Source organism: Streptomyces sp. NPDC050121, from assembly GCF_044460385.1.
Classification (GTDB): Bacteria; Actinomycetota; Actinomycetes; order Streptomycetales; family Streptomycetaceae; genus Streptomyces; species Streptomyces soliscabiei.
Genome location: NZ_JBITJV010000001.1, coordinates 497,823 through 510,596, shown reverse-complemented (window position 1 = coordinate 510,596; position 12,774 = coordinate 497,823). Strand labels below are relative to the sequence as shown.

Here is a 12,774-nt window from a genome sequence, read left to right as displayed (position 1 = left end):
GCCGCCTCGTACGCTGCCGCATGAACGGCCCCGGCTGGATTTCGGCGTAGCGAACAGGCTACCGAAGGGAGTTGGGGGTTGGGAGCGAATGAGGACCAGTCCCGCCGAGGCCCTGACGGCCTTGTCTGCCAGTGCCGCCGCCTGGAGCTGTCCACCGCGCGGCGGGTTCATCCGTGTGGAAGCGGCGGAGAACCTGCGTGAGCGCGGTCGGGACGTCACGCTGGTGGAGCTCGCCGACCAGGTGCTGCCGCCACTGGATGCGGAGATGGCCGCAGGCGCGCCGCGGGCCGCCCCTACCAGGCCGTGCACCTGCACCCCGGCTCCCACGCGAGCTACTACCCCGGCGCCTCGCCGATCGCGCTCAAGGTGCTCTTCGACCCGCGCGACGGGCGGATCCTGGGCGCCCAGGCGGTCGGTACGGACGGCGTGGACAAGCGCATCGACGTAATCGCCACCGCGATGGCGGGCGGCCTGACCGCCCCGGACCTGGCCGACCTGGAACTCGCCTGCGCCCCGCCCTACGGCTCGGCCAAGGACCCGGTGAACATGGCCGGGATGATCGCCGAGAACCTGGCCACCGGCACCGCCCGCACCGTGCAGTGGCACGAGCTGGACGCCGCGCTCGCCGACGGCGCCGTCCTGATCGACGTACGCACCGCCGCCGAGCACGCGCGCGGCGCCATCCCCGGCGCGCTGAACCTCCCCGTCGACGAACTGCGCGCCCGGCAGGGCGAGATCCCCGCCGGTCGGCCACTCATCGTGCACTGCCAGGTCGGGCTGCGCGGTCACACTGCCGCCCGCCTCCTCACCCAGCTCACCGGCCGCCCCACCGCCAACCTCGACGGCGGCTACGCCACCTGGGCCGCCGCGCACACCACCGAGCCGGCCACACCCGCACCCCTGGCCGCCTGAACCCCCACCAGCACCCCACCGGAACAACCCGCGAACAGGAGCCGCCGCCATGGCTGCCGCAAACGACGAAACCACGACCGCCGTCCTCAACCGGCTGCGCCGCGCACAGGGCCAGCTGGCCGGCGTCATCACGATGATCGAGGCAGGCCGCGACTGCAAGGACGTGGTCACCCAGCTCGCCGCTGTCTCACGGGCACTGGACCGGGCCGGCTTCAAGATCATCGCGAATGGCATGCGCGAATGCCTCACCACCACCGACGGTGAGCGCGCCCCGCTGACCGAAGCGGAACTGGAGAAGCTGTTCCTCAGCCTGGCCTGATCTTCAACCAGGCGCGCCCCGCGCCGCCGAGCACAGGCGGGGCGCCCCTGGCGTCCTGCACCGCACGCCGATAACACATCCCACCCATTCGTATACCCCCATATGTATAGCGCAGTTTGCATTCATTAATACCCCCAAGAGTATTGAGTAGGAGATGAGCATGACGACCGCTCAACCGGCACTGGCACAGAAAGACGCCTCCGCCCCCCATACACCGCCCGGACTGCTGGGGCGGTTGGGGGTCTGGGCCACGACCCGTCTGCGAGTGGTGCTGGTGCTGTGGCTGGCCCTGGTCGCGGGCCTCGGCGCGTTCGCGCCCCAGGTGACCTCCGCGCTCGCCGGTGCCGGCTGGCAGGCCAACGGCTCGCAGTCGGTGCAGGTGCGCGAACTCGCCCAGCGGCACTTCTCGGGCAACGCGTCCTCGGCGCTGCAGGTGGTCGTCACCGCCAACCGGCAGGTCTCGGACCCGGCGGTGCAGAAGACGATCGCGAAGGCGACGGACCTGCTGAAGGCCGACCCGCGGATCTCCGACGTCCTCGCACCCCAGCAGGGTGCGACCATCAGCCGTGACGGGAAGACGGCGGTCCTCCTGGCGGGTGCCGCCGCGGACACCAACGAGATGGTGCGTGCCGCCGACGACCTGAAGAAGCCGCTCGCCGCCCTGTCAGGCGACGGGGTCACCCTCGCCGCGACCGGTTCCTCGGTCATGTGGAGCGACTTCAACACCGCCAACCACGACTCGATGATGCACTCGGAGATGATCTCCTGGCCGGTGACGATGGCCATCCTCGTGCTGGCCTTCGGTTCCCTGGTCGCCGCCGGGCTTCCGCTGCTGCTGACCATCGCGGGCCTGGCCGCCTCCGCGGGCGCCCTCGTGCTGCTCAACCACCTGACGCCCACGTCGATCTGGGCGATGAACTTCGCCATGATGTTCGCCCTCGCCCTCGGCATCGACTACGCGCTCTTCCTCGTCGTCCGCTTCCGCGCGGCGCTCGCCCGGCACGGCAGCCCGGTGAGGGCCGTCGCCGAGACCATGGACACGGCCGGCAAGGCCGTGGCCCTGTCCGGCCTCACCGTCCTGGTCAGCCTCTCGGCCGTGATGCTCGTGCCCGCCCCGGCCTTCAGGTCCATGGCGCTCGGCGTCATGCTGGCCGTCGTCTTCGTCCTGGCCGCCACCCTCACCCTGCTGCCCGCCGTCCTGGGCCGGCTCGGGACACGCATCAACGCCGCGTCGCTGCCCCTCGCGCGCCCCGCGAGCGACGGCGACGGATCCTCGCCCCGCTTCACCGCCTGGGGCGAGCGCCTGTGGCGCCACCCCTTCCGCTACGGCGTCCCCGCCCTGCTCGTCCTGGTGGCCCTGGCCGCCCCGGTCATGGGTCTGCGCACGGCCATGCCCTCCATCACGGTGGTGCCCGAGGGCAACTCCTCCCGCGTCGGGTACGAGGCCGTCCAGGAGGCGTTCGGCGAGGGCGCCCCCGGCACCCTGCAGATCATCACGCCGTCCGGCGACGCCGCCCGGGTCGCCCGGCAGATCGCGGACAACAGCGGCATCGCCGCCGTCATGCCGGCCGCGGACGCCACCGACGACAGCGGGCTCGCCATGATCCAGGCCGTGCCCTTGGCGGACCCGTCCGATCCCGCCCTCGCGGACACCGTCCACACCCTGCGCAACGGCCTGCCCGACAAGACGCTGGTGGGCGGCGCGGCCGTCGAGAACCTCGACCTGCAGCAGACCCTGAACGACAAGACGCCCCTGGTCATGGGCATCGTCCTCGTCCTCGGCTTCCTCCTGCTCGTGGTCGCACTGCAGGCGCCCCTGGTGGCACTGATCGGAACCGTGACCAACCTGCTCGCCACCGCCGGAGCGTTCGGAGCCGCCCGCCTCATCTTCCAGGACGGCCACGGCGCCGGTCTGCTCGGCTTCACCCCGCAGGGCTTCCTCGACGGCTGGGCACCGGTGTTCTTCTTCGCCATGATCTTTGCGATCGCCATGGACTACACCGTCTTCCTGCTGTCCACCGCCAAGGAGCACTACGAGAAGACCGGCGATCCCCGTACCGCCGCCGTCGCCGCGCTCGGCCACTCCGGCCGCGTCATCCTGGCCGCCGCGGCCGTCATGGTCGCTGTCTTCTTCACCTTCTCCCTCTCCGACTCCCTGCCGCCCAAGGAGATGGGCATCGTCCTGGGCGTCGCCGTCCTGCTCGACGCCGCCCTCGTCCGCCTGATCCTGCTGCCCGTGCTGCTCCGCCTCACCGGCCGCGCGGCCTGGCACACCCCCGCCTGGCTCCAGCGCGTCCTGCCCGACATCCACTTCAGTCACGGGTAACACGTCAGGCACCCCGACCCGCGTGGGCCGGTGCCGGCGCCGGCCCACACCCGCCCCACCACACAAGGGAGTCGAGACCATGTGCCAGAAGGCCACATGTCGAAGTGCCAGAAAGCCACCTACCGCGGCTGCGGCATGCACGTCGACCAGGTCCTCGCCGGAGTGCCACAGTCCCAACGCTGCACCTGCACCAAGGACTCCAAGGACTCGGCCCCCGCCGGGAACCTCTGGAAGCGCATCCTCGGCCGCGGCTGACCCGGCGCGGCACCCGCCCGGCGTCTGACGTCGCCCGGGGACCAACCGCCCAGTCGGCCCCCGACGGCACCGAAAATCGCCAGGTCAGGCCCGGTACCGTGACCAGTACCGGGCCTGACCTGATGTTTCTCTGCCGATGCGGCGGGTTCTGCACTCATCTGCGGCCGCCGGGCCGCGAGCCTTCACTTCGAGACGGCCTCAAGCTCAGGAAGCCCGGCTTGGACCGGGTGAAAATCATGGACCGGCCCGTCCGTACAGGACGGCCTAAGGCGACGAGGTGCGGACCAGGGCGAGCGAACTCGCCGCCGCTCAGCCGCGTCCGGGACAGCCCGCCGTCAACTCCCGAGAACGCACCGACCGGTCCCAGGGGCAAGAATCCCGCTGAAATCCTGAGCCGGGGGCGGTTCCGTGGAGGCGGGGACGCCCTGCTGAGGGCGGCGGCTCACCTCACCCTCCGCCGGCGGCATCTCAACGACAGGATCGTCCGGCTGGTCGATCAGTGTTCGGGCTGAACGGGACCCGCATCCGCGGTCGGTGCCGCCGCATCGCGGGCACCGGCCGCCGGTGCGGCCGGTCTCCTCGGCCAGAGTCGTATCCGTCTCGGCCTGTGCTCGGTGAGGGATGAGGTGATCTCCACCACGTCGTACAGGCCGCTGGCGGCCTCCAACTGAGGCATGGAGATGTTAAGCGCGTGCAGAAGGGACAGCGTCTGAAGGAAATTCCCCGGCCACCGGTTCCGCTCCTCGGCCTTCATGTATTCAGCGGAATCCATGCCGATGGCCCGAGTCAGCCTCGTCACGCTGAACTGTCGGGCGAGCCGATGCTCTGCCAGAGTACGAGGCTGCACAATGCCCATCAATTCGGTGGTCCGGCACCACAGCACATCCGCCAAAGCGAATAGTTGCGGCTCGGTGGGGAAGTACGTACCGCTCTCCCAGGCGACAACCAATTCGGGATCGACAGGGGCGTCCAATACGTCCATCTGCCGTGCCACGTCATGCGGCGACAAACCCGTGCGCTCTCGTGCTGCCATGGCGTTGGCTGCGCAGAACGGCGGTCGATCCATAACTCGGCTATTCCTTACTGTGGGGCATTTGTTCATGAGATGAATGCAGGTGCCGCCCCAGGCGCGCCATCGATCGCCACCCCGGACCGAGCGCCCTGAGCCGAGGAGCGGGCACAGGCCATCGCGGCAGCGAGTGAGCGTCGGCCTCCGCCTCGCCGGGTCGGCCGAACCGGGCGCCGATCCGGGTCGCCTGTGCGCTCGGCTGCCGTCCGCCGCCTGACATGGGTCTGCTCCTTGGTTGTGGAACCAGTGGGGAGGAACAGCACGAGGTTATGGCCCAACTCCCATGAGAGCGCTTCCATTTGAGGTAGTCAGAGCTGTCGGGCCCTGGAAACCTGCCCTTTCGTACACCCGCCCGGCACCACGAACACCCGCATCTCACCCATCGGCAGGCGATGGCGCCCCGCCCCGCCCACCGTGCACCTTGCCGCAGGCAGGAGGCGTGATCCCGGCGCTGCCGCCACCCGCGGCGGCGGCTCGGGGGTCCAGGTCCGGCCCCGACCGCAGCATGGACAGCAGCGGCGAGGGCAGCGTCACCACGTCCCCGTTCCCGTACCCCAGCGCCTTCAGCGCGTCACCGGAAGGCACCCGGTACTTCACGCCGTCCTCGGCCACGAAGTACGTCGTGTTGCCCGCCGCCGTGCCGCCCGCACCCAGCACCCGCACCAGGGCACCACGGCCCGGCCGGACCACGACGGCGTCCACCGGCAGGCACGCCTCCGCCGACTCGCCGGGCGCCGACTGGGTCACCGGAGCCAGGGATTCGGGCGGCACCAGTACGGTGCTGACGCGGACCAGCCCTTTCACGGCCTGCACCCGGGCGCAGGCCGTCAGACCGTCCGGCACGCCGGCCGCCCGGGGTGGGGAGTCCGGCAGGCCCGCGGGGACGGCGGATCCGTCCTGGTCCTCGGGTGCCAGGTGGCCCTGGAGGGCGTCCGCGCCCAACGGCTCGGCCTGCGGCGAGTGGCCGCCGTAGGCCTTCTCCCGGGTGGCCGGGTCGCCGAGGACGAGCGCGGCCCCGGTGGCCGGCAGCGGGGCCAGGCCCTCCTTCCTCAGCAGGTAGTACTTGGGAGTGGAGCCAGGCACCTGGACCATGTACACCCGGCCCACCGTGCCGCGTGCGCCGCCCAGCGACGGCCCGGCGGCCCCGCGGCCCGGAACGGCGGGCGGAGCGAGGTCGGGACCGGGGGCCAGCGCGTCCAGGAACGCGGCGGACACCGGGCGAGGCGTGACGGAGCCGTAGCCGAGGGAGACGACCGCGCCGGAGGCCTTGTCGAGCCGGAGCCTGCTGCCGTGCCAGACCAGGTACGTCGCCTTGTCCGGACCGCTCACGACGAGCGCCCGGTCGTCGGCCACCGCCTGGGCCTCCACGGGAGCACCGGCGACAAGGGTGGTGGCCGCGGCTGCGGCGGTTGCCGTGGACCGGGCGGAGCCGAGGGCCGAGCAGACGTGCCAGGCGCCGCTGTCCAGGTCCTTCGCCGCAGGCACGGAGTCCGGGGCCCCGGGTATGCCGACCGGGGTCCCTACGGGCGTGCCGCGCAGCGTCGCGCCGCCCACATCGGTGGTCTTCAGTCGGCCCGCGCCGATCAGCAGGGCGGAGGCGTAGTTCCGCACCGGTCTGAGGCGGCCGTCGAGGTACAGGTAGCGGCCTCCGGTGTCCCTGTTGACGATCAGGGTGTCCGAGGTCCGCCACGCGGTGTTGCCGCCGGGCGAGACGAGCCCGTACACCGCCGTGCCGGCCGCTACGAGCACGGCGACGACCGTACCGATGGCCGCGCCCCGGGTGGTGCGGGCCAGCGGGCTCTCCGGGGCGTCCGGGTCCGCGAGCAGCATGCCGGAGGTGAGCCTGCCGATGGCGAAGGAATGGGCCTGGACCTGGTCGCGCTTGGACTGCATGGGATGGCGTTCCCTTTCGGTTCTCTGTGCCGGTTTGCCGCCGTCTTTGCCGGTTGGCCGCCGTCTAGGCCGGTCAGCCGTACTCCGTGCCCGTAGGCCGTACTCCCTGCCGGTCAGCCGTTCTCTGCGCTGGTCAGCCGTTGATCGCCCGGAGGACGCCGAAGACACCGAGCACCCACAGCGTCAGCGGCAGCAGGCCGATCGCCAGCAGCGACTGGAGCAGTTCCGCCGCGCGGCCCCAGTACGGCAGCACCCGCCGGCCCGGCACCGTCCAGGAGGCGACGGCCAGTGCGGCGGCCAGCGCCAGCAGTCCCACGACGAACGCCGGGCGGTCGGCCGGGGACAACCGGGCCGCGGTGCCGACGGCCAGCAGGAACGCTCCCCACAGACCCGGGACCACCAGGGCCAGCCGCTGCCGCACATTGACCATGCCGCGTCCGTGCAGCAGCAGGAGCAGCGACAACGTGCCAGCGGTCAGCACCTCGGGAAGGCCGGGCAGCCGGACCAGGGCCGCCAGACAGCCGGCACAGACGGCACCGGTCGCCCCGTACAGGGCCGTCATCCAGTTGCCGGCGAGCTCGGTCCGGGTGGCGACGTCGCTGCCGCTGTAGGGCTCGATGCCCTCCTGCAACTGCTGGGCGCTGGTGGGCAACGGGGGCATCCGCATGCCGGCGAGCTTGAAGGACAGGGCCGGTACGAAGCCGCCCAGGACGACGGCCACCGCGGCCACCGCGGCGCCCGCGCCGTCCACCGGCACGTCGACGACGCTCATGAGGACCCCGGCGGAGACGGTGGCGACCGCCACCACGGCGGTGGCGATGAAGAGCGGGATGTAGACGGCCGCCGCGGCCACCGCCAGCGTCGCTCCGCCGGCGGCCGTCGCACCCGCGGCCAGCAGCCGCGCGCCGAGGACATGGTGGGAGTGGGGGCCGGAGAGGGCGCCACCGGGCAGCAGCCAGCCGGCCAGTGCCAGGCAGGGCACCGCCAGGAAGCCGAGGGTCGCGCCGGCTGCCGCGTCCCCCACCGCCCGGCTGGCCGAGGCCGCCCCGGCCAGCAACAGCAGACCGGCCACGGCGGCGGTCACCGCACGGGGGACGACCGGGCCTCCGGGCCAGGCCAGCACCCCCAGGGCGGTCAGCACGCAGACCGCCACGGCCCCGCGGAGCAACCGGCGGCCGGCCTCGGGACTCCAGCCGTGCAGTCGTTCGCGCGTGTGGTTGGCGATCCCGTCGACGAGGTCGTCCAGCCGCACCTCGGGCAGCGCGTCGGAGTGCGGACGCAGATAGAGCACCTCGCCGTCCTTCAGGTCGAGCGACTCCAGGGTGCCTTCGTCGTCCAGGGGGCTCCCGCCCAGTCGTTGCAGCACCCAGCCTCCGTGGTCCAGGCCGTTCTCCTCCAGCTCCTCGCCGGAATAGCGCAGCACGGTCGGCAGGAGGTCCGCGACGGGAACGTCGGCGGGTACCGCCAGGTCCATGGTCTTGGCAGGGGCACGGACGGTGAGATGGCACAGGGCCGCCACCGAGTTTTCGGTCATTGGAGAGGCCACGCTTCCCAGGAATGTCATCCAGAGCTTGGTGTTGGGAGTTGAACGGATGCAGACTACTGACACCCCGAAGCATTCGTGAACGCCCTGGGGGTTTCCCGCTCTTGGCCCGACCCATGAGTCGCGCGCCACGGTTAGGAGTTCCGTTCTTGAGTGTCACCCTGTTCCGCCGCCCTGCCCGCAGGCGCGGCCCGGAAATGCCCGAGGGTGAATTGACCCTCCAGGAGCCGCCGACCCTGCCGGAGACGGTTCCGGACAACTCGGCGGTATGGACCTATTTGCCAATGGGAATGATGTCCGTCGCCATGATGCTGGCCTTTATCCGGCCCGGCGGGAGCGGAGGCGTGCTGACCTACGTGGCGCTGGGCGTGATGGTCCTGGGATCCGTGGTCATGATGGTCGGTCAGGTGATGCGCAGGAGCGGCGAGCGTAAACAGCGCCTCAGCGGCGAGCGCCGGGACTATCTGCGCCATCTGACTCAAAGCCGGCGGAAGGTCCACCGGGCCGTCATCGAGCAGCAGTTGGCACTCGCCTGGCGTCATCCCGCGCCTCAGACGCTGCGTTCGATTGTGCGGACCACACGGCTGTGGGAACGGCGCACCAGGGACGACGACTTCGCCGAGGTGCGGGTGGCCGTCGGGGACCAGCAGCTGGCGATGCAGCTGGCCCCGGTGTCCGCCAAGCCCGTGGAGGACCTCGACCCGATGTCCGCGCACGCACTGCGCCGGTTCATGCGAGCCTACAGCACGGTGCCCGATCAGCCGATCGCGCTGTACCTGCGGTCCTGGGCCCGGGTACTGCTGCGCGGCGACGAGGCGGCGGTACGCGGTCTGGTGCGGACCGTGCTGTGCCAGCTGGCGGTGTTCCACGCGCCGGAGGACCTGTGGATCACCCTGTGTGTGAGTGACGAGCGCCGGGCGGAGTGGGACTGGGTCAAGTGGCTGCCGCACAACCTGCACCCGTACGAGCAGGACGGTGCCGGGCCCGCCCGTATGGTGGCCGGTGACCTCAACGGTCTGGAGGACCTGCTCGGCTCGGAGTTCACCGAGCGGCCCGCCTTCGACCCCGAGGCCGTTCCCGACCGTAACGAGCCGTTCACCGTGCTCGTGGTGGACGGAGGCCGGGTTCCCGCCGGGCACCGGCTCGACGGCACGGGCTTGCGCAACGTCGTCGTGCTCGACCTGTCGGAAGCCCTGCGGTGGAGACCGGGACGCACCACGCTGCGGCTGGACGTGCGGCCGGACGGGATGCGGCTGGTGCGCACCGACCGCAGCCGCAAGGAGCAGTCGACGCTGCTGGGCCGCCCCGACACGGTCGGCCAGGCCGGCGCCCGGGCGCTGGCCAGGATGCTCGCGCCGTACCGGATGAGCCTGTCCGCCGACACCGCCGAGCCGCTGTCCACGGACGTGGAGCTGACCGCCCTGCTCGGCATCTCCGACCTGCACCGTCACGATCCGGCAACGTTGTGGAAGCGCGGCACGGGCACGGCTCGGCTGCGCGTTCCGGTCGCGGTGGGCGCCGACGGGGCCCCGGTCGAACTGGACATCAAAGAGGCGGCGCAGGGCGGCATGGGCCCGCACGGCATGCTGATCGGCGCGACCGGATCGGGCAAGAGCGAGCTGCTGCGCACCCTGGTGGTGGCCCTCGCGCTGACGAACTCCTCGGAGACCCTGAACTTCGTCCTGGTGGACTTCAAGGGCGGGGCCACGTTCCTCGGCCTGGACGAGCTGCCGCACACCTCGGCGGTGATCACCAACCTGGCGGACGAGGCGGCCCTGGTGGAGCGCATGCGTGACGCCGTCCACGGCGAGCTGATACGGCGTCAGGAGCTACTGAGGGCGGCCGGGAACTACTCCTCCGCGCTCGAGTACGAGAAGGCCCGCGCCGCGGGAACACAACTGGCGCCGCTGCCGAGCCTGTTCATCGTGGTCGACGAGTTCAGCGAACTGCTCTCCGCCCACCGGGACTTCATGGACCTGTTCGTGATGATCGGCCGACTGGGCCGGTCCCTCGGTGTGCATCTGCTGCTGGCGTCGCAACGCCTGGACGAGGGACGCATGCACCAGTTGGAGAGCCATCTGTCGTACCGCATCGGTCTGCGCACCTTCTCGGCCATGGAGAGCCGCGGAGTGCTGGGTGTCCCGGACGCCTACCAGCTGCCGTCGCAGCCGGGCGCCGGTTTCCTCAAGAGCGGCGTGGAGGCGCTCACCAGGTTCCGGGCGGCGTATGTGTCGGGGGCGTACCGAACGCGCCGGGGCGCGGTGGTCCAGGCGCGGGTCGCCAGCCAGGTGGTGCCGTGGACGGCGGACTACGTGGTGCCCCGCTCCCCGGCCCAGCCGTCGGAGCCGGAGCCGGAGGTGGCGGAGGAGGAGGAGAACGCGGCCTCCCTGCTGTCGGTGGCCGTGGAGCGGCTGCGTGACGCGGGGCCGACGGCCCTCCAGGTGTGGCTGCCGCCGCTCGGCCTGCCACCCACCCTCGACGCACTGCTGCCCGGCCTGTCCGAGGACCCGCAGCACGGGCTGGTTGCCGCCGACTGGCCGGGACTCGGCCGGTTGAAGGTGCCGGTCGGCGTGGTGGACAAGCCGTTCGAACAGCGCCGTGACCCGCTCATGGTGGATCTCTCCGGCAGCGGCGGGCACATCGCGGTCGCGGGCGGTTCGCAGAGCGGCAAGTCGACGGTGCTGCGCACCCTGATCGCCGCCCTCGCGCTCACCCACACCCCCCGCGAGGTGCAGTTCTACTGCCTTGACCTGGGTGGCGGAACGCTGGCCGGGCTCGCCGGACTGCCTCACGTCGGAGGTGTGGCGAACCGGCTCGACGCCGAGCGGGTCAGCCGTACGGTGGCCGAGGTGACCACCCTGCTCAACCAGCGTGAGCAGTTCTTCCTGAGCCACAACATCGACACCATGGCGACCTACCGCAGGCGCCGCGCGGCCGGTGAGTTCGAGGACGAGCCCCACGGTGATGTCTTCCTGGTGGTGGACGGATGGGGCACGCTGCGCCAGGACTTCGACGCGCTGGTCCCCGCCTTCAACCAGATCGCCGCGCGGGGCCTGAACTACGGCATACACCTGGCCGTCGCCACGGCTCGCTGGATGGAGCTGTCCTCCCAGGTACGCGACCAGGTGGCGACCCGGCTGGAGTTGCGGCTGGGCGACGCCATGGATTCCGTCGTCGACATCCGCAAGGCGGGAACCGTGCCGCGCAGCCCGGGACGTGGCCTCACGACGGACGGCAAGCTGCACTTCCTGGCGGCACTGCCGCGCATCGACGGCCAGGAAAGCGCCGACGACCTCACCGAGGGAGTGGCCGGGCTGGTGGAAAGGGTCGCCGGATGCTGGTCGGGCCCTTCCGCACCGCCCGTGCGAACGCTGCCGCACCGGTTGTCCGTCTCCGAACTGCCGGAGGCGGAACTGGCCGACGGACTGCGGATTCCGCTGGGGCTCGACGAGGCGACCCTGTCGCCGGTGTGGCACGACTTCAGCCGTACGCCGCACCTGATCGCCGTCGGCGACACGGAGAGCGGGAAGACCAACCTGCTGGGGCTGGTCGCCTCGGCCATCACCGCCCGCTACACGCCCAGCGAGGCCCGCATCCTGGTGGTGGACTACCGTCGCACGCTGGTCGAGGCGGTGCCGGAGGAATACCGCCTCGGGCACGCGGTGTCGCTCGATGCCCTGCGGGAGCTGGTGAGCGGTTCGGCCCGGGCCATCAAGGCCCGCGTGCCCGGACCGGACATCACTCCGGCCCGGATGCGCCTCGCGGACTGGTGGACGGGGCCCAGACTGTTCGTGCTCGTCGACGACTACGACATGGTCGGCGGCGGCCTCGCCGTCGGCCACCCCTTCGACCCGTTGTTCGACCATCTGGCCCTGGGTCACGAGGTGGGGCTGCACCTGGTGGTGACACGGTCCGCGACCGGTGCGGGGAGGGGCCTGAACGACCAGTTGCTCAGGCGCCTGGACGAGGTCAACACGCCAGGACTGCTGATGTCCTGCCCGCCCTCGGAGGGGTACCTGTTCGGCAACATCAAGCCGCGCAACCTGCCGCCCGGCCGGGCACAGTACATCGCCCGCCGCAAGGCCGTCCTCATGCAGACCGCGCTGCTGGACGAGCCGACCGGGGAGGGCCCGGGCAAGGAATGACGCTCGGCCCGGCGAGGGGCGCCCGGGCGGGGCCTCTCGACCGGCCGCGGGGGGGGGGGGGGGGGGGGGGGCGGGGGGGGGGGGGGGGGCGCCCCCCCCCCCCCCCCCCCCCCCCCCCCCCCGACCCACGCGGGGGGGGCCCCCGGCCCCCGGGGGGGGCGCGGGCGGGGGGGGGGGGGGGGGGGGGGGGGGGGGGGGGGGCGGGGCGCGGCGGCCCCCCCCCCCCCCCCCCCCCCGCCCCCACCGGCACATCCCCGCCCCACAGCAACGATGCAGCAAGTCGGGGAAGCCCCGAGCGGGAAATGGCTCGGC

General features: G+C 71.8%; 8 protein-coding genes and 2 pseudogenes. 7 read left to right on the top strand and 3 right to left on the bottom strand.

What is annotated here, in order from left to right; genetic code table 11:
- Positions 1–88 precede the first annotated feature (88 nt).
- The 6 genes and pseudogenes from ACIBTS_RS02315 to ACIBTS_RS02290 all read left to right on the top strand — a co-directional run.
- Positions 89–220 (top strand): annotated as a pseudogene (locus tag ACIBTS_RS02315) (hypothetical protein); the annotation flags it as partial.
- Between the two features lie 29 nt (positions 221–249).
- Positions 250–513: pseudogene (locus ACIBTS_RS02310) on the top strand (CoA-disulfide reductase); the annotation flags it as partial.
- A 33-nt stretch (positions 514–546) separates the two neighbouring features.
- The gene (locus ACIBTS_RS02305; RefSeq protein ID WP_399315945.1) at positions 547–912 is read left to right on the top strand and encodes a rhodanese-like domain-containing protein; all 366 of its coding nucleotides are present in this window, start codon (positions 547–549) and stop codon (positions 910–912) included.
- 49 nt (positions 913–961) lie between these two features.
- A complete protein-coding gene (locus ACIBTS_RS02300) occupies positions 962–1,231 on the top strand; it encodes a metal-sensitive transcriptional regulator (protein ID WP_319675237.1) in 270 nt (89 codons plus the stop codon).
- Positions 1,232–1,391: 160 nt separating this feature from the next.
- A complete protein-coding gene (locus ACIBTS_RS02295) occupies positions 1,392–3,557 on the top strand; it encodes an MMPL family transporter (RefSeq protein WP_399315919.1) in 2,166 nt (721 codons plus the stop codon).
- Between the two features lie 96 nt (positions 3,558–3,653).
- Complete coding sequence (locus ACIBTS_RS02290) at positions 3,654–3,812, top strand: hypothetical protein (protein ID WP_399315918.1); 159 nt, start codon at positions 3,654–3,656, stop codon at positions 3,810–3,812.
- Positions 3,813–4,308: 496 nt separating this feature from the next.
- Here the strand turns inward: ACIBTS_RS02290 and ACIBTS_RS02285 are convergent, their stop codons facing one another.
- The 3 genes from ACIBTS_RS02285 to eccD all read right to left on the bottom strand — a co-directional run bounded on the left by ACIBTS_RS02285 (position 4,309) and on the right by eccD (position 8,308).
- A complete protein-coding gene (locus ACIBTS_RS02285; protein WP_399315917.1) occupies positions 4,309–4,878 on the bottom strand; it encodes a helix-turn-helix domain-containing protein in 570 nt (189 codons plus the stop codon).
- A gap of 378 nt (positions 4,879–5,256) precedes the next feature.
- Entirely contained in the window at positions 5,257–6,774 is a 1,518-nt protein-coding gene (eccB, locus tag ACIBTS_RS02280; protein WP_399315916.1) for a type VII secretion protein EccB, read from the bottom strand.
- Between the two features lie 133 nt (positions 6,775–6,907).
- Complete coding sequence (gene eccD / locus ACIBTS_RS02275) at positions 6,908–8,308, bottom strand: type VII secretion integral membrane protein EccD (protein ID WP_399315915.1); 1,401 nt, start codon at positions 8,306–8,308, stop codon at positions 6,908–6,910.
- 206 nt (positions 8,309–8,514) lie between these two features.
- On the opposite strand from eccD, the gene eccCa reads away from it, so the two are divergent.
- Positions 8,515–12,462, top strand: a complete 3,948-nt coding sequence (eccCa, locus tag ACIBTS_RS02270) for a type VII secretion protein EccCa (RefSeq protein WP_399315944.1) — start codon at positions 8,515–8,517, stop codon at positions 12,460–12,462.
- Positions 12,463–12,774 lie beyond the last annotated feature (312 nt).